Source organism: Paenibacillus sp. J31R122 (genome assembly GCF_056269185.1).
The window spans coordinates 1-21,033 of the sequence record NZ_JBWDNM010000008.1 but is presented as its reverse complement, the minus strand read 5'-3'; the positions used below and the strand labels follow the sequence as shown (position 1 = coordinate 21,033).

The 21,033-nt window shown below is 45.2% G+C and carries 16 protein-coding genes; 2 read left to right on the top strand and 14 right to left on the bottom strand.

The features are described 5' to 3' along the window. From AC0YN7_RS14515 to AC0YN7_RS14465, 11 genes are all read right to left on the bottom strand, one after another. Complete coding sequence (locus AC0YN7_RS14515; protein WP_475810980.1) at nt 1-1,116, bottom strand: glycoside hydrolase family 88 protein; 1,116 nt, start codon at nt 1,114-1,116, stop codon at nt 1-3. Nucleotides 1,117-1,152: 36 nt separating this feature from the next. Further along, nucleotides 1,153-3,390: a glycosyl hydrolase family 95 catalytic domain-containing protein gene (locus tag AC0YN7_RS14510; RefSeq protein ID WP_475810730.1), complete on the bottom strand. Its 2,238-nt coding sequence runs from the start codon at nt 3,388-3,390 to the stop codon at nt 1,153-1,155. A gap of 13 nt (nt 3,391-3,403) precedes the next feature. Further along, nucleotides 3,404-4,285, bottom strand: a complete 882-nt coding sequence (locus AC0YN7_RS14505; RefSeq protein ID WP_475810729.1) for a carbohydrate ABC transporter permease — start codon at nt 4,283-4,285, stop codon at nt 3,404-3,406. Nucleotides 4,286-4,300: 15 nt separating this feature from the next. Continuing rightward, nucleotides 4,301-5,218 carry an ABC transporter permease gene (locus AC0YN7_RS14500; protein WP_475810728.1) on the bottom strand — a complete coding sequence of 306 codons (918 nt, stop codon included), beginning with the start codon at nt 5,216-5,218 and terminating at the stop codon, nt 4,301-4,303. A gap of 76 nt (nt 5,219-5,294) precedes the next feature. Further along, nucleotides 5,295-6,953, bottom strand: a complete 1,659-nt coding sequence (locus tag AC0YN7_RS14495; RefSeq protein ID WP_475810727.1) for an extracellular solute-binding protein — start codon at nt 6,951-6,953, stop codon at nt 5,295-5,297. 176 nt (nt 6,954-7,129) lie between these two features. After that, nucleotides 7,130-9,451, bottom strand: a complete 2,322-nt coding sequence (locus AC0YN7_RS14490; RefSeq protein WP_475810726.1) for a helix-turn-helix domain-containing protein — start codon at nt 9,449-9,451, stop codon at nt 7,130-7,132. Nucleotides 9,452-9,586: 135 nt separating this feature from the next. Next, complete coding sequence (locus tag AC0YN7_RS14485; protein ID WP_475810725.1) at nt 9,587-11,224, bottom strand: hypothetical protein; 1,638 nt, start codon at nt 11,222-11,224, stop codon at nt 9,587-9,589. 97 nt (nt 11,225-11,321) lie between these two features. Then, nucleotides 11,322-12,131, bottom strand: a complete 810-nt coding sequence (nadE, locus tag AC0YN7_RS14480) for an ammonia-dependent NAD(+) synthetase (RefSeq protein WP_475810724.1) — start codon at nt 12,129-12,131, stop codon at nt 11,322-11,324. Nucleotides 12,132-12,145: 14 nt separating this feature from the next. Then, nucleotides 12,146-12,580, bottom strand: coding sequence for a BrxA/BrxB family bacilliredoxin (locus AC0YN7_RS14475; RefSeq protein WP_475810723.1), 435 nt, complete (start codon nt 12,578-12,580; stop codon nt 12,146-12,148). 173 nt (nt 12,581-12,753) lie between these two features. Next, the gene (locus AC0YN7_RS14470) at nt 12,754-12,894 is read right to left on the bottom strand and encodes a hypothetical protein (RefSeq protein WP_475810722.1); all 141 of its coding nucleotides are present in this window, start codon (nt 12,892-12,894) and stop codon (nt 12,754-12,756) included. A gap of 224 nt (nt 12,895-13,118) precedes the next feature. Further along, nucleotides 13,119-13,955, bottom strand: coding sequence for a lysophospholipase (locus AC0YN7_RS14465; protein WP_475810721.1), 837 nt, complete (start codon nt 13,953-13,955; stop codon nt 13,119-13,121). A gap of 105 nt (nt 13,956-14,060) precedes the next feature. On the opposite strand from AC0YN7_RS14465, the gene AC0YN7_RS14460 reads away from it, so the two are divergent. Further along, nucleotides 14,061-15,314 carry a BaiN/RdsA family NAD(P)/FAD-dependent oxidoreductase gene (locus tag AC0YN7_RS14460; RefSeq protein ID WP_475810720.1) on the top strand — a complete coding sequence of 418 codons (1,254 nt, stop codon included), beginning with the start codon at nt 14,061-14,063 and terminating at the stop codon, nt 15,312-15,314. A 188-nt stretch (nt 15,315-15,502) separates the two neighbouring features. Here the strand turns inward: AC0YN7_RS14460 and AC0YN7_RS14455 are convergent, their stop codons facing one another. The 3 genes from AC0YN7_RS14455 to xylA all read right to left on the bottom strand — a co-directional run bounded on the left by AC0YN7_RS14455 (nt 15,503) and on the right by xylA (nt 18,883). Next, nucleotides 15,503-15,913: a hypothetical protein gene (locus tag AC0YN7_RS14455; protein ID WP_475810719.1), complete on the bottom strand. Its 411-nt coding sequence runs from the start codon at nt 15,911-15,913 to the stop codon at nt 15,503-15,505. A 139-nt stretch (nt 15,914-16,052) separates the two neighbouring features. Continuing rightward, complete coding sequence (xylB, locus tag AC0YN7_RS14450; RefSeq protein ID WP_475810718.1) at nt 16,053-17,549, bottom strand: xylulokinase; 1,497 nt, start codon at nt 17,547-17,549, stop codon at nt 16,053-16,055. Nucleotides 17,550-17,569: 20 nt separating this feature from the next. Then, nucleotides 17,570-18,883, bottom strand: coding sequence for a xylose isomerase (gene xylA / locus AC0YN7_RS14445; protein WP_475810717.1), 1,314 nt, complete (start codon nt 18,881-18,883; stop codon nt 17,570-17,572). A 300-nt stretch (nt 18,884-19,183) separates the two neighbouring features. On the opposite strand from xylA, the gene AC0YN7_RS14440 reads away from it, so the two are divergent. Then, on the top strand, nt 19,184-20,350 hold the full coding sequence (locus AC0YN7_RS14440; protein WP_475810716.1) for an ROK family transcriptional regulator: 1,167 nt from the start codon (nt 19,184-19,186) through the stop codon (nt 20,348-20,350). Nucleotides 20,351-21,033: the final 683 nt, after the last annotated feature.

The following is a 21,033-nucleotide window of genomic DNA, read 5'->3' as shown; positions in this document are numbered from 1 at the left end:
TTAGAAAATCCGATTACTCCAGCCTCTAAGCTTGGCTAACGCTTCAAGATAGAAGTAATCCCCATAGATTAGCGACACGTTGACGTTCTCCCCGGCAGGCTTATGCCCCGTTCCTTCAAGCAGTATACCCTGCTGGCTCGATCTGTCGGTGCGATTCCACGATGTATAGCCGTCCGTTAGCGCCTGCAAAATCCGTTTTGCCCCGTCATGGTACAGATTCGCCTCTGATGTCAGCAGATGCGACGAGATTTCCAGTAAGCCGGATGCGGCGATCGCTGCTGCCGACGTATCCTTGGGCTCCTTCTCTGGCATATCCGCTCTGAAATCCCAAGGTGGAATTCCGTCTATGGGCAAGGCAGACAGAAAATAATGTGCAACCCTTTGCGAAGCGCGCAGAAAACGAAGCTCTCCCGTATACCGATATGCATTAGCCATACCATATAGTGCCCATGCCTGACCGCGGCTCCATGCTGAGCCGACTGCAAAGCCTTGACCGCCTATTTCTTCAAGAAAATTGCCCGTCTCTGGGTCAAAATTTACGATATGGCAAACTGATCCGTCTTCACGTATGAAATGCCGCAGTATCGTATCAGCATGGGCAACAGCAATGTGCTTGTACCTCGGATCACCAGTCTCTTGTGACGCCCAAAATAACAGCGATAGATTCATAGCGGAATCGATGATTGCATAGCCCTTATGGTCGTGGTTCCAAGCTCGCAAGAAACGTCCCGCCAAATTAAACCGCCCCGCCAAAAAGTTGGCCGCTGACAAGCCTCTTCTCCGACCATCCTTATCTTCCGAAACTCTATACTTCATCACGGCAGTCGGTAAAAATTGAAAGCCTACATCATGGTGCAGGTTCGACTCTTTTACAAAGCACTGCTCAATGCGCTCGTCCCAATTCCACGCTTCGTTCCGGTACTTCATGTTTCCTGTAATATCATTCACAATCCACAACATACCCGGCCAAAAACCGGAGGTCCACCAATCGAGCCGCATATCGTCATAAATGCCGTCAATCGTTTTATGCGGCGAGCGGTCAGACAACTGATCTATCATTGCATCGATCTTCGTCTCTAACTGCTCCCAAACCGAGTTAACCCACTCATCTTCCAAATTCGCCACCTGCTTACTCCTTTCAATTCCGATAATTTACGTGAAGTTATACAACCGCCATGGTTTGCGGCCACCAAAATAATTGCGGACAGGCTGCTCGGGATCTATATGACCTATTATAAGTTCAGGCATCACATCACCCTCATAGAGGACAACTTCTTCTCCAGCCTTCAAAACTAATTTAATGATCCGGTCCTCCTTCACGTCAAGGATAATGTCCTCGCTTTCGGATTTTCCGGTGATCCTATGAATCCGTATAGGCTTGTCACCGCTCCAGCCCGTTTTGATTTTGCAGGGCTCTCCAGCCAGGCTCTTAACACTGACAAAGCTGGTCTTGCCTTTCTTCCGCGCTGCGCTGATCAGAAATGAGCCCTCCGCCCTCAAATGATAAAATGCCGCATCCTCCCATTCTTCAGGTACAGCAGGGAAAATACGAATCGTGTCTCCCCAGCTTTGCAGCAGCATGTCATGAATAGCTTCAGCTCCGGCAAGCGGCGTTTCGATGACTGGTCCCGCTTCCTTATACATCGTATTGGGTGTAATTAAAGACATAAGCGTCTGCATACATTGGAGAGCCATGCTGCCCCATCCAAGGGTTGCGGCGATGGACGCCGCGCCAGTGAAGCTGAAGCCTCGCAAATCGCCCTCTTTTCCAAGCCAATGCTTCAATGACCGTCCAATCAGCTCCCGTTCTTCTTCCGTATCGACACCGATCAGATGCAAAGGAAATACAGCAAGCAAATGACTGAAATGACGATGTCCGAATGCGAGTGGCGTATCCCGGCCAACCTGTAAGCCAGACTCGTCAATCGGATATGGCGTTAATCGCTCGAGCACATACTGCCATCGTTCACGCAGCGGATCTTCCTTCTGCAATTTATGACAAATCTCCAGTAAAGTCTTGCAGCCCCATCGTAGAAGAGCCAGATCATAATGGCAATCCGACACTTTCAGCTTTATAAATGAGCCATATTCCGGAGAAATAGTAGGCGGCAGGTGGAGCATGCCGTCCTCATCTTCCTCAAGTGTATGCAAATAATAGTTCACGCTTCTGCGTAGAAGCGGATACAGGAGATCCACCAGCAAAGTATTATCCATGGAATAGCGATACTGCCGCCATATATTGTGACAAACCCATGTTAAATTTCCCGTTTCGTCACTCACATTGCTTCTCAGGTCGAGGCTGGAATTGCGTCCAAGCCCGGCCGAGTCATGTCGAAATGGTTCCGGTACATTTTGAATCAGGCTGTCCATATTTTCGAGCAGTGAGCGTACGAGCGACTTTCCAATCTCCAACCGATTGGAGGTATATACCGGAGAGTAGCTCATTTGCACATTCATGTTAAACCATGCGCCCGGCCATGGCGTTGTTGTGAGCCAAGGTCCTTGATTGTCCAAAATCGGACAATCGCCTCTTGTGGCAGAAGCCAGCTTATACATTTGAATCCAATAGAACGATTCGAGCCGTGCGTCAGGTATCGAAATAAAGCTTTGCTTGTAATAACGATGCCACCAACAGCGGTGAGCATCCAGAAAATCATTGAATGGAATCGATTTCGCGGATACTATATCCTGTACTGCTGATGCTCTTACCTTTTCGTCATGCCCACTCACAGCCGTAATAAACCACATCTTGTGGTCGACCGAAGGATGCAGCTCCTCCCAAGCTATTACACACCCTTCATCAGAACCATATTTTTGCGTGCTAAGCCTTATCCCATCCACTTGCTCTCTATCCACTGATATATCTGGCAAGTACCGATTCAGATTTATCCCGTCCGTATGAAGTAAAATGGGATCTACCTCGGGGTAAGGGTACCATTTCACTCCCGCATTTCTTTCCCCTTCTGAAGTATCCAGCTCAATAGCCAGTACATTTCTCTCGCTATGAACCAAAGCTCGCAGCTTCACTTCACCTTTCGTCGTCGTGATATGAGCGGTTACCTCGGCATTCCATAAATCTAATCGAATGCTCGTCGGCTGGTAGATCCATCCTTCCAGCTCGAGATGGAATTCGCCGATCGGCACGCGAGGATCAAAGCCTGCTTTGCCGTTTGCGCTCGCCGTCACATCCGTTCTACCCATTACAAAGCGCAGAACATTACGTTTTTGGGCATTCTCTTCTCCATAAATCATTGCGCCGATTAACCCATTCCCGATAAATGCACCAGAGTCCCAAGTTAACGGCCGCACGACCCAGCACATATCATGCTTGGATAAATACTCCTCCCAGTCCAGATCAAGCTCAACTCCGCCAGTTTCCACCCGTTGCATGAATGATACCTCCCTATCCTTTTATTGCGCCTACTAACGCACCTTTAACAAAATATTTCTGAAGGAACGGATAAGCAAGCAAAATGGGTACTGTTGCAACCATGATCGTGGCATATTTCAACGTCGTCGACAGCATCGCAGCCGCATCGTCGGTCGCCCCTTCAGCCATTATGCTTGATTCCCCCTGCAGCAATATTTCACGGAGAATCAGCTGCAGCGGATAAAGCGCACGCTCCTGCAAAAAGATAACCGCGTGGAACCAAGCATTCCAATGACTCACACCATAGTAAAGCAGCATTACCGCAATAACCGGCAGTGAAAGCGGAAGAATGATCCGAAACAAAATGACAAAATCATTCGCTCCATCGATTTTCGCGGACTCTTCTAGACTATCTGGGATCGCCTCGAATGACGTCCGCATAATGATTAAATTAAAGGTATTGATCGCCTGCGGAATAATGAGCGCCCATAATGTATTTCCGAGCCCAAGGCCCATGACCGTGAAATAAAAAGGGATCAATCCGCCGTTAAAAAACATCGTAAAGACGATGAACAGCATGATTGCTTTCCTATAATGAAGGCTTTTACGAGACAGAGCATACGCACCAAATGACGTAAGCAAAATATTAAGAGTCAGACCGACTACAACGATGAACAGCGTATTAAAATATCCTTTTAGGATCATCGGATTTCGAAATACATTTTGATACGCCTCCAGAGAAAAGCCTAGCGGCTTCCACAAAAAACCTTTATGGGCGGACAAACTAGCCGCGTCACTAACAGAGGCAAACGCAACATATAAGATAGGATAAACGGTGACCATCATGAGAATGGTTAAAAAGACGGCATTACTCCAATCGAAAAGTTTACCCGTCAACGGTATGCGATTTTCCATATGCTCATCCCCCTTCTACCACAGACTCGTATCGTTCAACCGTCGGCTAAGCCAATTGGAGAAAATAACTAATATAAAACTGATTACCGAATTGAACAGTCCGACTGCCGAGCTGTAGCTATAGTTAAACTCCTGAAGACCTACCCGGTAAACATAGGATGCAATAATATCTGCAGTCTCGTAGATACCCGGATTGTATAACAGTATCACTTTTTCAAAACCAATGTTCATCATGCGCCCAATGTTCAAAATTAACAGAACAACGATAGTGGGCAGCATACCAGGCAAAGTGATATGCAGCATTTGCTTCCATCTTCCTGCTCCATCCATTTTGGCCGCTTCATATCGCTCAGGATCGATGCCAATCAACGCCGCCAAATAAATGATCGTTCCCCAGCCAATATGCTGCCAAATATCAGTTGAAACATAAATGGTCCGAAATAGACCCGGCTCCATTAGCAGTGAGATTCGTTCTCCTCCGAAAAATACGATAATGTCGTTAATGACACCATTGCTCGATGTGAACTCCTTAATCATGCCGCAAATGACGACTAGTGATATAAAATGAGGCAAATACGTTAAGGTTTGTACAGCACGTTTGAACAATTGATTTCGGACTTCATTCAGCAGCAAAGCCAATATAATCGGAGCAGGAAAACCAAACAATAAATCATAACCGCTGAGCAAAACCGTGTTGCGAATTGTTCTCCAAAAGTATGCACCGTCAAAAAAAGTAACGAAATGCTCGAAGCCGGCCCAATCGCTTCCCAAAATACCTAGTCTCGGTGAAAAATCCTTAAATGCGATCAAAGCACCGTACATCGGCCAGTAGTGAAACAGAACATAATATAAAATAACCGGCAGCAGCATGACATACAGCAGTGGATTTTTCCGGATATCTATTAGCAAGCGAAATCTTAATAACATAGCCATTTCTCATATCCTCTCTATCCTTTGGCAGGGGCCGTGCGGAGGCAGCCTCTCCAATCTCCGCACGGTTGCAGGACGGTTATCTTTTGTTATAACGGTCTAATGCATCCTGATAGATTTTGGTTACGTTATCGATACCCATCTTCTGGATCTGTTTCACATAGCTATCGAAATTTTCAATTGGCTCTTTGCCTGTAATGAATTTGATGAACATTTCTTCCTTGTAGCTTGTAACAGCTGTCAGTATTTTCGCTACTTCCTTACTCTCATCTATAGTTGGGGTCAGAAAGCCTGGAAGCGTATGTTTATCCGCATCCGTTTCTGCCCATACCTTCAGTGCTTCGTCCTGTTCTGGATATGTGTTAAAGCTTTTTCTCGGATCGCCAGGGAAAGGACCATTCGGCTTTGTATATTGAGAAATCATTTGCTGAAGATTATACTTTGGATCTTTTTGAACCTTTTCTGTGAACGTAGGAGTGCCATCGACCATCATATAGCTCTCACCTTCGATTCCGAAATTAAAGAGCATTGCACCTTTCTCACTATAAGCGTAATCCAGCCATTTGACCGCGAGCTCCGGGTTTTTCGCATCAGCTGTTACAGCCTTACTAGCCGCAGAATTATATTCAAAACTGCGTTGGCCGATGAACGGTCGCTCTCCTTTATTCAAGGTCGGATAAGGGGCAGGAGCTAATTTGTAGTTAGGGTCGTTCTTTTGAGCGGTTTCCATCCATCTCCCAATACCGCCGGATACGAGATGAACCGTTGCGCCAGTCTCGCCGCCCATTATTTTGGAATCGAGCGATTTATTTTCCGTATTCAACGCAAAATCCTTATCATAAAGCCCTTCCTCATACCATTTCCGAAGTAGGGACAACGCCTCTTTAAATTGCGGATCGATCGGACCATATTTGACTAGTCCCTGATCATCGATATAATGACGGTTTGCCGTACGATAGGCACCTATAAAGGCATCCTGTATATTTACTTCATTACTGTACAGTGTAGACAGCGGAGCAGTTGCCCCCTTCTTTTCTTTAAACGCTTTCAAAACGGTATACCATTCATCAATCGTCGTCGGAATACTCAGGTTAAGCTCATCCAGCCAATCCTTCCGGACAATTGGACCGCGGAACACAAGACCATTCTCCGGACGGATCATCGGGAACACATAATACGTGCCGTCATCCGTCTTCAGCATCTTGTCGAGCTCTTTATTTTCTTGAAGGATCTTCTTCAGATTTGGCGCGTGCTTGTCAATCAGCTCATTGAGCGGAATTATGACTCCATCGCTGATTGCTTTCTCAGGACCACCGGGATACTCTTTGTTCCAATCAATCTCAATGACATCCGTTAATTGATTGGAAGCAATCATCAGGTTGAATTGCTCCTTGCGCTGTCCGCTAGCTGGATGCGTATATTTGACTTTAACGCCGGTCTCCTTCTCCAATTGCTTGCCGAATGGCGTTTCGGAAAGATTGGATACAAATGACGTCAAATTATCATTTATTTCTTCCCAAGATGTAATGGTTTCAGTGGTATCAATCGGGTAAGTATCACCTGTGGGCTGCTCTGGCTTTTCTGCAGGTTGCGTACCTTCATTCGTCTTATTGGTTTCCTTGCTCCCTGCATTCGAATTCTGATTCTGATTGGAACAGGCCATAACCAAACTGAAAATAAGAACAGTAACGATTAAGATGATAGAACTTCTTCCGAAAAAGCTTGACTGACGTTTCATAGATATCCCCCTTGACAATAGTTGAGTGCACTCTAGCATCAGTATGTGGTAATTTTGCCTAATAAAAAAATCATCAATAAGTGAAATCATCATTAAAAAGTGAAAAATCGCATCATTAATTTCGGCCTGCACCATCAAAATATAAAAAAAAAGCCGATCAAGCTAACTTGAACGGCTTACATCATTTCTTTGTATTTACCAGGCGTAATACCTTCAAACTTTTTGAAAATCCGGTGAAACGTATTAATATCCCCATACCCAACGGAACGTGCAATTTCGTTCACCGTCGTTTTTTGATTTGTTAGCAGCAGCTTAGCTTCTCGCAATCGCGTTTTATTGATCGTATCTAATAAGGCTTCACCAGCCTGCTCCTTATATTGCTTGGACAAATAGGATGGAGTCAGTCCGAAGTGCTCTCCAATCATCGAAATATTGAGATTTTCGTTGCTATAATGCTCACTAACGTATTTCACAACTTGAATGACTAATTGCTTGTCTTCCTTGCGGCCTGCTTCGATTAACTGACAAACCTGCTGAAGCATCTTAAGTAGTTGTCCCTTCATCTCTTTAACGGTCCGGCAATTCATTAAGACGTCAATTGAATCTACTTGCTCCATAAAGCTCGAACGGGCCGATGCATTAATATCCTCCATCGTTTTCATCATTGTGCTGATCAAATCAAACATGAGACACTTCGCCATCGATACTGGTAATGACGTATCCTCAAAGTTTTTCGTAAAAACAAGCTCAATCGTTTCACGCGACTTGTTGATGTCGCCAGTTTTCATCAAATTGATCAGCTGCTGCTCGATATGGAGCGGATAATAATAACCGCTTGGCGTCCCAGTCGATTCATATTGCTTCAAATCACCATAACGTATCGTTTCACCTGTGCTCATCACTATTCCATATTCAAGCGCTTCCAATGCTTCCTGATAGGCTTCGGATATCCCGAATAATTGTCTGTGAATGCCGCTTGCAGCGACAGTCATACTAATATGCAGATGCTCTTGAAGAAACTTTTTGGCGTTATCGGCAATCCGTAAGAGCTCTCCCTCGTTCTCTCCAGTATCCGACTTGAAATTAATAATACAAGCGAGCCAGTCATCCATCTCAGCCGTATAAGCCTGATTTTTCTCCCGTGATATCTCCTCTACAACATTTAATATAATGAAATGAAGCAGCTTGGTCTTAGAGGCATTCCCAGGATTGCCTTCATCAATACTGCCGAATTTACCTTGATTGTTGATGTGGAACAGAAGAATGGCAAAATCCGGCGATTCAAAACGAATATCATGGGCTGCGAGCGACTCATGGATCGGAACGTTGCTTTCCGGTCGTCCTTTCAAGAGGCCGATCAGAAAATGTGATCGTATGACGTCGTTATGACGCCTTAATCGTATCGTAATTTCTTCTTTTTCGGCGAAGGTACTGTTTATCGCTTCCTGTAGAAATAAATACTCGTTGGATCCTCCTTCAAATGAAACGCCTACCTTCTTTGAGAAACTGTCCACAAGCAAGTTGATAGGACTATAATTTTTGCGCAAGAAGAAATAGGTGACGGTGCCTCCAATGATTAGGCATAACACGATACTTATCGCTATCAAGCTTTTCATATCCTGCATCTTCTGATTGAACACGGCCGCGGGCGTTAAAATGACGTACTTCCAATCGTTTACGTCCGACGTCGTGTAGGAAACAGCAACTTTCTCACCCGATTCAGAGTCGTAAAATAAACCTCTAGGTTCTGTTAATTTGCCATGCTGGAGAAAAGATGGAATTTCCGATGCTCCGTTTGAGACAACGAGACGGTCTTCTCCGTCCAAAATCATGACAGTCGAGCCTTCTGCGGGAACGACATGCTCAAGCAGCTTTGAATCCTTAATAATAAAGAGCATGACATCGCCTGCTTGACCGGGATTATGAAGATCAACGGACCTTGTATACATGACCGATTTGACGGTTCTATCCTCCGGCTGATAAATAACAGGAGAGTAAGCATGAATATATCTTTGATCAAAATACTCATTCCACTCTTCATAGGTCTCATCGCTTTCCTTCCTAACTTGGGCGTACAGCTTTTTACCGTTAAGCCGTTTATCAGGCGAGATCACCGTATCACTATTTTTGTAATAAACATAAATCTGATCAATAAAATCATTGGCTAGTTTATAAATGCGCAGCTCTTTTGAAATCTCATACAAATCAAAATGGTCGCTATCCTTTAAAGAGGGCTCGGTATGTACAAAGCTTGTTACCTGTCTGTTCAGCGCAATTTCCACACTCAACCGTTCGATTCCCCTCAGCTTATTGTCAATGGCTTGCTCCATTTGGAGCAGAACAGATTCGTTGGCACGATTAATTTCCGTCTTAACGATTTGCAGAGATGCCACATAAATGAATCCACTGATGACGATCGGAACAAGCAAAACTGAGAGATATGAAACCAGCCAGGTAACGATAATACTTCGACTGCTTGATCGGATCCGTTTGAACATGGTCGTCTGCCCCTTAACGTATCTTTAATTTGTATTGTCATTATAACAAAAGAAAGAAAAGGAGAGAACAGAGTTCTCTCCCTTGAATATCACCTTCCATATGGATATAAGTCACTTTGGTAAGTGAGAAAAGTTCTATACCTTATAATTCGCAAAATCTATAGGCTGCCCATCTATTGTTGGCGTACTGTTGCGATTACGGTCTACTGCCAGCTTAAGACTTGAATTATCCGCATTCGTGTATTGAACCGATAACGTATCATTATCGGACCAAGCTGGACGATTTCGCCGCGCTGCCGCCGCAAAATCATCAAAACTGCTGAAGCCTTGACGCTCCGCATCCGCCTTCGTTATTACTTCGATTACGACGCCATTTTGTTGGCCATTGCTCGTAACGATACAGCGGTCTGTCATTGCTTCCAATTGATACGGCTGCATCAAATGAACGGCCCAATATAGCTTAGTCGATTGTCCTAATAGCAGATTCGGCTCTTGCTGCCAATCACATAAAGGTAAAATGCCAATGATCGCATCAACTTGTCCAGCTGGGATCGGATAAAGAGCTATAATCGTATTTTTGTGAAACAGAACCTCAGCAAATTCACTTTGATGTCTTGGGTCATGTACGGTACCATTTTCAGAAGGATGGTAGAAATACGCTTGGTTAATACCTGCTTCATGATTAATGGGAAGACTAATATCCCAACGATGCTGCTCATTATCATACTCCGTGAATCGTTCCCACATGCCGCCTGCCGCAAAATCTGCTGTTATGTATGCGTAGCTATGCAGCCTAACCTGATCTGATGTGCCTGCATGCTTCGTAATTAATTTGTTCACTTCTGTCGGTACAATGCGATTGCACGCAGTTTGCCGCGCCGCTTCTGTTGCCTCGTAAAATAAAAAACCAGCATATTCCGTGCGCGGCATCTTCTCCGGAAGCTCAAAATCTCCGAATTGGACATAATCATGCAAGACATTTCCATCAAGCGGTCTATCATGCTTCAAGCCGCGAGAATGAGCTCCTACCCATGCCCCTTTTAAATAAAAGGCTGCTCTTTCATTCCATAGGTAATCCAGCATTTCACTTAACTCAGTTTTCATATCCGCATCGTCCGTCAAATGCCATGCGCAGGTGAATGACTGCACCCAGTGCCAAAACCACGGTAACGAGCCATACTCCGACATTCCATTTTTTCGAACATGCTCTAACGTTTGCTTCAGCGATTGTCCACCGTCCTCCACAAGCTGGGAATCTCCAAATCTTTCACCAAAAATTATTTTGGCTGCTGTATACTTGGCTTCGTGATGGTTGAAATGAATCATCGGCTGACGATAAAAATCACTGCGATATATATGAGATAAAGCCTTATTAAACGCTTCTAGAAGCGGCTTACTAAAATCTTCTTCATGCTTGACTGTAAAGTAAGCCATTAAACTGCCCATCAATTCCACTGGAAGGGCATGCGGTCTTGCTAGCCGGGGCGATGGCTCTAAGTTTAGAGGCCAATGACCATAGGTTTCACTCGATGGATTCTGGTCTTGAAGTCCAAGAACCTCTAACAGTACGCTAGTCGCTTTCGCTTTAGCCTCTTCTGCACTTGACTGAAGCTCATTTGCATGATGAATGGAAGCTGTGAATAGATAAGACGCATAGTAGAAATTATCACGTATATCATTATGAAACCATAATTGACTGTTTAGTAAAGGCTGTTTTTCAGCAAGCTGTGCTATCTTAACGATAATTTCATTTTGTCTTTGCTGGAAGGTCATTACCGTTCTCTCCTCATATAAAAACTGCCCTACACTGCCGATTGCTCGAGCGTGTAGGGCAGTTTTTACTTGTCGTAATTACTTGCATAAGAAATGTTTAAATTCCTGGTATCGGAGAACGCTTATGCTCGGTTTTCAAATATTGCTTCTCCAGCTTCTCACGCACTTCCTCTGCGATTTCTTTACCTTCGAGATAGTCGCTGTTATCGCCATAAGTGATACCTAGCTCATCCTCATCCGTCTGACCGTCCCAAAGACCGGCAGTCGGCGCTTTATCCAGCACACTTTGCGGTACGCCGATATGCGAAGCAAGCAGGCGAACCTGACGTTTGTTCAGCGTGCTGAGCGGAGTTATATCTACTGCACCGTCGCCCCATTTGGTGTAAAAACCAGTAATGGCTTCGGATGCATGATCGGTTCCGACTACTAGCAGATTAAGGTCGAATGCGAGCGCGTATTGCATAACCATCCGCGTTCTCGCCTTCACATTTCCTTTGCCGCCGCGGCTTATGTGACGCGGAATTCCTAGAGACTTGAAGCTATGCTCTACTTCAATAGCGATTTCATCAACCGCTTCCGCAATATTCGTCTCTACTTTGTGCTTCAGCTTGAACGCCTCCGCAACTGCATAGCTGTCAGCGATATCGGATTGAACGCCATATGGCTGGAATACGCCGAGAGTCATATATTCGCGACCTGTCTCAGCACTTAGCTCATCTGTCGCAAGCTTGCACAGTCCTGCAGCAACCGCACTGTCGATACCGCCGCTGATTGCAATAAGCAGCCCTGTAGTTCCTGATTTTTTTACTGACTCCTTCAAAAAATCAACCCGTTTGCGAATTTCCGCTTTAGGTTCAATTTCAGGCTTGACGCCAAGACGTTCAATGATTTCTCTTTGTAGAGTCATAGTTAACGACCCTACTAGCGACAAAACCGATCGAAAGCGTCAGTCAGATCGGCTGCAATGTCCGCTGCGGAACGATTTTCGATCTGGTGACGTTCGATAAAGTGTACCAGCTCTCCGTCCTTCATCAATGCGATGGAAGGGGAAGACGGCGGGTAAGGAGCAAAATACTCACGAGCCTTAGCTGTTGCTTCTTTATCCTGGCCAGCAAATACAGTGTACAAATGATCCGGCGTTACATCGTGCTGAAGCGCTTCGGCAACACCTGGACGACATTGGCCTGCAGCGCAGCCGCATACGGAATTTATTACAACTAGCGCAGTACCGCTTGCATTCGGCAAGCTTGCTTCAACCTCTTCAGGCGTACGAAGCTCTTGAATACCAATTCGAGTAAGATCGTCCCGCATTGGTTGAACCATATCTAACATGTATCGTTCGAATGACATCGACATCGAACACACTCCTTTAATAACTTTATTTAAGCTACTATTATTATACCGTCCGTAATCAAAATAAAGCAACCAGAGAGAATACACTCTGGCTGCTCATCGCACAAAAAAACGTTAATTTCTGTCTTCTGAATACCAATTCCGATATCCTTATAGGAATGAACCCTGAAATCAGATTATGTAGAAGGCTGATTCGGTCCATCCAGCTTTTTATCGAAGCCTTGGGTTTCAGCAGACTTGTTGCTTTTTGAAGCATTTTTTGCCGCTTGCTGCTTTTGTTCCTTTGAGCTGCCGTCCCATTGGTTTTGCTGCGTCATCCTACTTCCCTCCTTCCATCCAAGCCTTATGATCAGACTTGTCTTGCGACTCTAGGGTAGTATGCTCCGCAGCAGCTTTCAATATGAAATAAAGACAATATGAATTGTAATAACAATTCCTTCATCACAGACGATCGGTTCCCCCTAATCGTGTCTTAGCTGCTGCCATGAATAACTCAATAATTCTAATCTATTAATCCGATTAAAAGATAAACTTCCTTGATTTATAATTGTCGTTCTATCCATTCTATTATTTCATGAATAACCAACTCGCCATCCACATCATTATGCAGTTCATGTAAGCCGCCGTCCCAGCTTCTCCATTCACAGCGCTTTTCCAGCTGTTCCGCGAGAAATCGGCTAGCTTCATATGACGTTACCCGATCAGCGGTACCGTGAAGCAGCAGCAAAGGAGCATTGAGGTTATTTGCATGCGCGAGTGCCCATTCTCCGCCGTTCCCAACCTCATTAAAGGTTTGAACCGTAATTTTCGTATGGCATAATGGATCATTGACAATAGGAGCAGCCTTCGCATAACCAGGTCGGAACAAATCGTTTGGGTTTAATCGAGTCGATTGCTGCAAAGCCGGTAAAATAGAAGCTAACCGCCGTCCAAGCCATTCTTGCAATGGAAGCGGCTTAAACGCCAGCCTCAGCCAAGGACTTGTAAGTATTAAGCCTTTTATAGTAGGTTGCAAACGCAACGCACAGTTCAATGCGACATTGCCCCCCATACTATGACCGTACAAAAATATCGGCAAGCCTGTGTGACGTTTTCCCGCCTCTTCTATAATAAGGGCAGCATCGCTAGCCGCAGCGTCTATAGAAAGCATGTGTCCGAGCTTGCCTGAAGAACGTCCATGACCATGCTGATCCAGTGCGATAAGCGCAATGCCTGCATCTGTCATGTACTCAGCAACATGATGATAACGGTCGCCATGCTCCCCCATACCATGCACTAGACATACTACCGCCCTGACATTCTGCTCTTTTGGCATCCACTCCCGAACAAACAACTTTGTTCCTTCCGCACCTACTAATTGCCATTCTTCGCGTCGCATCTGTCAGCCGCCTTTCATTTCGTTTATAATGGCTTCATTATAACGCATAAACTATGAGGAAAGAATGTTACAATAGAGCAAGCAGAATTAGTAAAGGAGAAAGCTATGTACGATGTAATCATAATTGGCGGAGGCTCAGCAGGACTTATGGCAGCTATTGCCGCCAGCGAAAATGGCAAGAAAGTTATACTTTTGGACAAAGGGGATAAATTAGGGCGAAAGCTTGGTATTTCCGGCGGCGGCAGATGCAACGTTACTAATAATAAGGATATTGATGAACTGATTAAACATATACCTGGTAACGGAAGATTTTTGTATAGCGCATTCTCTAACTTCAGCAATAAAGATATTATTGCCTTCTTCGAAAATTTAGGTATTCGTCTGAAAGAAGAAGACAACGGGCGGATGTTCCCCATAACGGATAAAGCCAAGACCGTTGTAGATGCTCTTATCAATCAAGTGAGGAAGCAAGGCGTGACGATCCGAACGAATTCCCCGGTTGAGAAAGTGCTCTATGCGGATGGTCGGGTTTCAGGAGTAAGGCTCCAATCCAAGGATGTCCTGCATGGTAAAAGCGTCATTGTTGCCTCGGGAGGAAAATCAGTGCCGCATACAGGGTCTACAGGTGATGGTTACATCTGGGCAGAGCAGGCAGGTCATTCTATAACAGAGCTGTTCCCAACCGAAGTACCGATAACATCCAATGAGCCGTTCATCACATCAAAGGAGCTTCAAGGATTGTCCCTCAGAAATATTGGCTTATCCGTATGGAATCCTAAGGGAAAGAAAATCATTGAGCATCATGGCGACTTATTGTTCACCCATTTCGGATTATCAGGGCCGACCGCGCTGCGCTGCAGCCAATTTGTTGTAAAAGCTTTAAAGCAATTTGATGTTGGCAACATCATTCTTACTATTGATCTTCTTCCGGAAAAAAGCATCGATGAGGTGTATTCCGAGTCATTGAGCTTAACAAAAACAGACGCCAAGAAAGCTATAAAAAATGTTTTGAAAGGATATTTGCCAGAAAAGCTAATTCCATTGCTTCTGCTCGGTGCGCAGTTAAATGAAAATCTAACCTATGATAATATTCCAAAGCAGTCATGGATGGCACTTGCCAAGCTTATCAAAGCATTTCCAGTGAGAGCTTATGGAACCCTTTCTTTAAAAGAAGCCTTCGTAACTGGCGGCGGCGTCAACTTAAAAGAGGTTGATCCTACAACGATGGAATCAAAGCTAACTAGAGGCCTATATTTCTGTGGTGAAATACTTGATATACATGGCTACACAGGCGGCTACAATATTACGGCCGCATTTTCAACAGGGTTCGCCGCAGGAAAAAACGCGGCGTCCGAATAAGCAAGCGTAAGCGGCTGACGCCGTCCTCTGGCGGCATAAGCTCGTTTCGCGGTGAAATATAGGCAGAGTATAACGTGAAACTTATACTTTCCTATATTTTAAAAAAAGCTTCCACGCAGCGATGAATGATTCATTCATGCTGCAGGAAGCTATTTTTTTAACGGGGTATGTACTTTGAACCCTATTACTTAGATGTGAACATCGCCCGAGAAATGGTCATACGTTCCCAAATCAGGCAGAAATTCTTCGCTATAATCCGCATCATCAACAACGTTGCGATGTCCTGCTGGCTGCTCAGCTTGTTCCTCTTGGGCAATCCAATCCTCGTTCACAATATGCGCCGGGATCGAAATGGCATCCATTGCGTACGCGCTATCAGTGATCGAGTTAGAATCAATTTCCTTTCGTTCGACTAGCTGGCCGCCATGTGCTTGCGCAATCTCAAGCGCCGAAGTTAAATCATTTCCATCCATGTGAATATGCAGCTGATTATCCTCATGAAGAACAGTCTCGTAACCAAGCTCCTGCAGCGTCTCGCAAGCAAGCGCCGCGCTCCCAGTATCATTAAATTCAAACAAAATGGCAGAACTATGAGTCAATGCCAATCATCCTTTCCAGTCTTTTCTTATAGCATGCCAAAAAAACAGAAAATCATGTCAAACATCGAAAATAAAGAGAAGGCAGTCGTCCCGGCAGGGATAACAGCCTTCTCTTGGTATGGATCAGCGATAGAACGAGCTAACCGCGATATGGGGCAATAGCCTCATTTAAGCCGCGAGTTTGTTCATATACCTGTTGGTATACTTGGAAAATACCCGCGTACGTATCAACCACTTCTGGCTGCGGTGTGTACGATTCCGAATGCTTCACAAATTTGTCCGCGCATGCTTCCAAGCTGTCAAACCAGCCACAGCCATATGCTGCGAGCATAGCTGCTCCAAGGCCAGGTCCTTGCTCGTTCTCTAACGCAACAACTTTAGCATTAAAGATATTTGCCTGCATCTGCAGCCAGACAGGATTTTGCGCGCCCCCGCCGATCGAAATAATCGTGTCAACGGCCTTGCCGGCGCGTCTAAACATATCCACTGACTCGTTAAGCGAGAATGTAATACCTTCCATAACTGCGCGAGCGAAGTGTATGCGCTCATGAGAACCGTCAACGCCGATGAAGCTGCCGCGAATTACGGAATCAGCATGAGGTGTACGCTCACCAACAAGATATGGAGTGAAGAGCAATCCGCCTGCTCCCGGCTTCACTGCGTCTACGCCATCAAGCAACAGATCAAAAGATTCGTTTGGCGCAAAAGTTTTCTTAAACCAGCTAAGACTATAACCAGCGGCGAGCGTAACGCCCATCACATAATAAGAATCCTGTTTGCCATGGTTGAAGAAATGAACTTTACCCGCAAAATCTTTAGTCTTGTCATTCTCGTAAGAGAGAATAACACCTGAAGTCCCTATACTGCAAAGCGACAGTCCTTCGGACAAAATACCGGATCCAATCGCTCCGCAGGCATTATCTGCCCCGCCAGCAAATACTTTAGTCGCCGACGTTAGACCAGTTCGCTCTGCAATTTGCGGCAGCAACTCACCAACAAATCCATGCGATTCAACGAGCGGCGGGCAGAAGCTAGCTGGTAATTCGAACGCTGTAAGTACGTCCTCGCTCCACTCTTTGCCTGCCACATCCAGCAATAAAGTACCCGCTGCATCGGAATAATCCATATGCAGCTCATTCGTCAGCCGGTAGCGAAGATAATCCTTCGGCAGAAGGAATAATTCTGCTTTAGCAAAAACGTCCGGCTCATATTGACGAACCCATAGTATCTTAGGAAGTGTGAAGCCTTCTAAAGCGGTATTGCGTGTTATGCTCAGTAACTTGTCGCCTAGCGTTTGCTCGATTTCACGGCATTGCTCAGTTGTTCGCGTATCATTCCACAGTATCGCATTGCGTATGGGATTGCCTTGACTATCCAGCAGGACAAGCCCGTGCATTTGACCAGAAAAGCTAATCCCTTCGATATGCTCAGAGGTCGCGCCTGAAGAAGCTATAAGCTCAGCTATCGCTTCAATCGTTGCATCCACCCAATCATCGGGCTTCTGCTCGCTCCATCCAGAATGCTCGTGAAACAGCGGGTAGCTGCGAGTTGCTTCCGCCGCTACCGTGCCGCCACGGTCAACCAATAACGCTTTTACCGCGCTTGTTCCAAGATCTATACCTATAACGTAGCTCATTGGACAGTGATCCTCCCGACTTAAACGCTAAAAATAACTTCGCTCAATATTAGGCGGATCCGCTCTTGACGCCCGGACTCCGTTTTAATTGGATTGTTTTGTAGAGTATATTGCTCAAGCGAAGCAAGTGTCGCTTTGCCGGACACGATTTGCTCGCCAATGCCTTCTTTGAAGCTGCGGTAACGATTGTCTACAATGTTATCCAAAATTTTCTCGTCGATTAGTTTAGCTGCTGCCTTTAGACCCCATGCATAGCTATCCATACCTGCAATATGAGCAAGGAATAGATCATCCGCTTCAAATGAGCCGCGACGAACCTTCGCATCGAAGTTAACACCGCCGCGTCCGATGCCGCCCGCTTTCAATACTTCAAACATCGTAAGTGTTGTCGAATATAGATCAGTCGGGAATTCATCAGTATCCCAGCCTAGCAGCAAATCGCCTTGGTTCGCGTCGAGTGATCCAAGCATGCCGTTAATTGCAGCTGTACGAATTTCGTGCTCGAAAGTGTGACCAGCTAGCGTAGCATGATTTGCTTCCAGGTTAAGCTTGAAGTGATCCTTTAAGCCATATTTTTGAAGGAATGAGATCGTTGTAGCCGCATCAAAGTCATATTGGTGCTTGGTCGGCTCTTTCGGTTTTGGCTCAATGAGGAATTGAGCGTCAAAGCCGATTTCTTTCGCATAGGCAATAGCCATGTGATACAAACGAGCCAGATTATCAAGCTCAAAGCCCATATCTGTGTTAAGAAGCGTATCGTAGCCTTCGCGGCCGCCCCAGAACACATAGTTTTCAGCGCCAAGCTCTTTACCAACCTCAAGCCCTTTTTTCAATTGCGCGCCTGCATATGCATATACATCGGCATTAACTGCTGTTCCAGCTCCATGAACATAACGTGGGTGAGAGAACATGTTAACCGTGTTCCAAAGCAGTTTCTTGCCGGATTGCTTCATATTGTCCTTCAATAAAGCAACGATAACATCAAGGTTTTTGTTCGTCTCTTGCAGAGTTTCACCCTCTGGCGCGATGTCCACATCGTGGAACGCATAGAAAGGAATGTTCAGCTTATTCATAAATTCAAAGTTAGCCTCAACACGCGCCTTCGCGCGATCTAGGCCTGTATATTGATCCCAGCCGCGAACCATAGTAGCCGATCCGAACGGGTCTGTGCCATTTGCGTTAAAAGTATGCCAGTAAGCAACCGCGAAGCGCAGGTGCTCCTCCATTGTTTTACCAAGAATAACCTGTTTCGGGTCGTAATGCTTGAATGCCAATGGATTATCCGAGCCTTTGCCTTCAAACTGGATCGTGTTAATGTTTTTAAAATAGCTCATAGAAAACAAAATCCTCCTTCACGGTATTGGTATTTTGTAAAATAGAAGTTGACCTCAACACAAATGACTCGTAGTTGATCGATACGCTGCCGCTCTGTGATAGGGTTATGGTTCACGTCTCACGGCGAAGTGTCACACCGTACGAGGAACTCTTCTACTTTTTATACTCAAAGAATAACACGCCTTAACTTAGTTTGTCTATTAAACAAACTAAGTTTTTATGTTAAACTAGAAAGATCTAATCAACTCGCATACATGATACAATGATAATTATTGCTGAAGTGGACGGAGGCTTTATCTTTGAAATTAAAACCAACTGGTGACTTAGCGCTCATCAAAAAAATAAATACATCCATCGTGCTCGAAGCCGTGATCAAACACGCACCCTTGTCGCGTGCACAAATATCAGAGCTTACTGGGCTTAATAAAGCGACGGTATCTAGCCTTGTCCAAGATTTAATTGACAGTCATTTGATTGTGGAAATCGGGCCAGGTCAATCTAGCGGGGGACGAAAACCTGTTATATTGCTTTTCAATGGCACTGCCGGGTATGCGGTCGGAATTGATCTCGGTGTAAATTATATTCGCGGCTTGCTGGTTGATTTGGAGGGCAATGTCATTGCCGAGCATCAACGCAGCTTGAAGCGCCATGATTCTGACTTTACTCTGATGCAGCTTGCTGAATGTATTGAGGGCTTGATTGCCGAAGCGCCAGAAAGCGCTTATGGCATTGTAGGCATTGGCGTTGGCGTTCCAGGTATTGTCGATGGTGACGGGACTATATTATTCGCGCCTAATTTAAAGTGGCGGAATGTGGAGCTTAAGCATTGGCTGGAAGAACGTTTCGAGCTGCCTGTCACTATCGACAATGAAGCGAATGCCGGTGCGCAGGGGGAACAGAAATACGGCGCTGGGCGCGGTATTCCAAACCAAATTTATGTGAGTGTCGGAATCGGTATTGGTACTGGTATTATTTTGAACAAAGAGCTATACAAGGGTGCATCAGGCTTCTCTGGCGAGCTTGGACATTTGTCTATTGAATACGATGGAAAGCCGTGCAGCTGCGGCAATTTAGGCTGCTGGGAATTATACGCTTCAGAGAATGCCTTGCTTGAACGGGCTGCACTTCTAGGTTTTGACAGCTTAGAGGCATTACTTGCTGCCGCCTCTGCCGGCGATGAAGAGGTTCACGCGCTCATTCGCTCAATCGGTGATTACTTAGGAGCCGGTATCGCGAATATCATCAACGTGTTCAACCCTAATGTTGTAATCATCGGCAACCGAATGAGCCGCGCGGCAGAATGGCTGGAGCCCGCTGTCCAGGCAGCGGTTGATCGGCGCACATTGTCTTATCATCGCGAGCAAATGCGTATCCTGTTCGCTGAGCTGCAGGAACAATCCGCCGTACGCGGCGCGGCCTACTACGCGATCAGCAAGTTTTTCACTAAGGTCAAGAGCGGTCAGTAAGTTTTTCACTAAAGTCAAGAGTGGTCAGTAAGTTTTTCACTAAGGTCAAGAGTGGTCAGTAAGGAGATTGGTTTGTCTGATTTTCCTTTAGTGAGCTTACCTCACTATTGTATGAGTCCATCCTCACTAAATCCCACTTTAATAGAACCATATTTAGAGATTATGAGGTAAACCTCATTACCCGTGAACCTTGCTTCATGGGGAGTGAGGTTTACCTCACTATTCCTCATAGACGTCTCTATTCGAATAATTATTGTGAAGAAAGTTCATTAATTAATGAACTTCCCTCACTCTTTCAGCATTCTCGTTCTAGGTGACCGTGTCGTGCTCCTATGTGACTATTTCCGCTCAAGTGCGACTGTGTTTTTCCCCCTTATGACTATTTGCCACCTTGTGAATACTTACTTCAACCTTCTTACCGACCAATACCAACAAATACATCTACTTCGACTTCAACTTCAATATCAACACAAGCATCTACTTCTACTTCTACTTCTACTTCTACTTCTACTTCTACTTCTACTTCTACTTCTACTTCTACTTCTACTTCTACTTCTACTTCCTTCTACTTCCTACTTCTACTTCTACTTCTACTTCTACTTCTACTTCTACTTCTACTTCTACTTCTACTTCTACTTCTACTTCTACTTCTACTTCTACTTCTACTTCTACTTCTACTTCTA

Coding starts and splice junctions, on each gene's coding strand:
- AC0YN7_RS14510 (WP_475810730.1), bottom strand. CDS start 3,390: ATGCAACGGGTGGAAACTGGCGGAGTTGAGCTTGATCTGGACTGGGAG.
- AC0YN7_RS14505 (WP_475810729.1), bottom strand. CDS start 4,285: ATGGAAAATCGCATACCGTTGACGGGTAAACTTTTCGATTGGAGTAAT.
- AC0YN7_RS14500 (WP_475810728.1), bottom strand. CDS start 5,218: ATGGCTATGTTATTAAGATTTCGCTTGCTAATAGATATCCGGAAAAAT.
- AC0YN7_RS14495 (WP_475810727.1), bottom strand. CDS start 6,953: ATGAAACGTCAGTCAAGCTTTTTCGGAAGAAGTTCTATCATCTTAATC.
- AC0YN7_RS14490 (WP_475810726.1), bottom strand. CDS start 9,451: ATGTTCAAACGGATCCGATCAAGCAGTCGAAGTATTATCGTTACCTGG.
- AC0YN7_RS14485 (WP_475810725.1), bottom strand. CDS start 11,224: ATGACCTTCCAGCAAAGACAAAATGAAATTATCGTTAAGATAGCACAG.
- nadE (WP_475810724.1), bottom strand. CDS start 12,131: ATGACTCTACAAAGAGAAATCATTGAACGTCTTGGCGTCAAGCCTGAA.
- AC0YN7_RS14475 (WP_475810723.1), bottom strand. CDS start 12,580: ATGTCGATGTCATTCGAACGATACATGTTAGATATGGTTCAACCAATG.
- AC0YN7_RS14470 (WP_475810722.1), bottom strand. CDS start 12,894: ATGACGCAGCAAAACCAATGGGACGGCAGCTCAAAGGAACAAAAGCAG.
- AC0YN7_RS14465 (WP_475810721.1), bottom strand. CDS start 13,955: ATGCGACGCGAAGAATGGCAATTAGTAGGTGCGGAAGGAACAAAGTTG.
- AC0YN7_RS14460 (WP_475810720.1), top strand. CDS start 14,061: ATGTACGATGTAATCATAATTGGCGGAGGCTCAGCAGGACTTATGGCA.
- xylB (WP_475810718.1), bottom strand. CDS start 17,549: ATGAGCTACGTTATAGGTATAGATCTTGGAACAAGCGCGGTAAAAGCG.
- xylA (WP_475810717.1), bottom strand. CDS start 18,883: ATGAGCTATTTTAAAAACATTAACACGATCCAGTTTGAAGGCAAAGGC.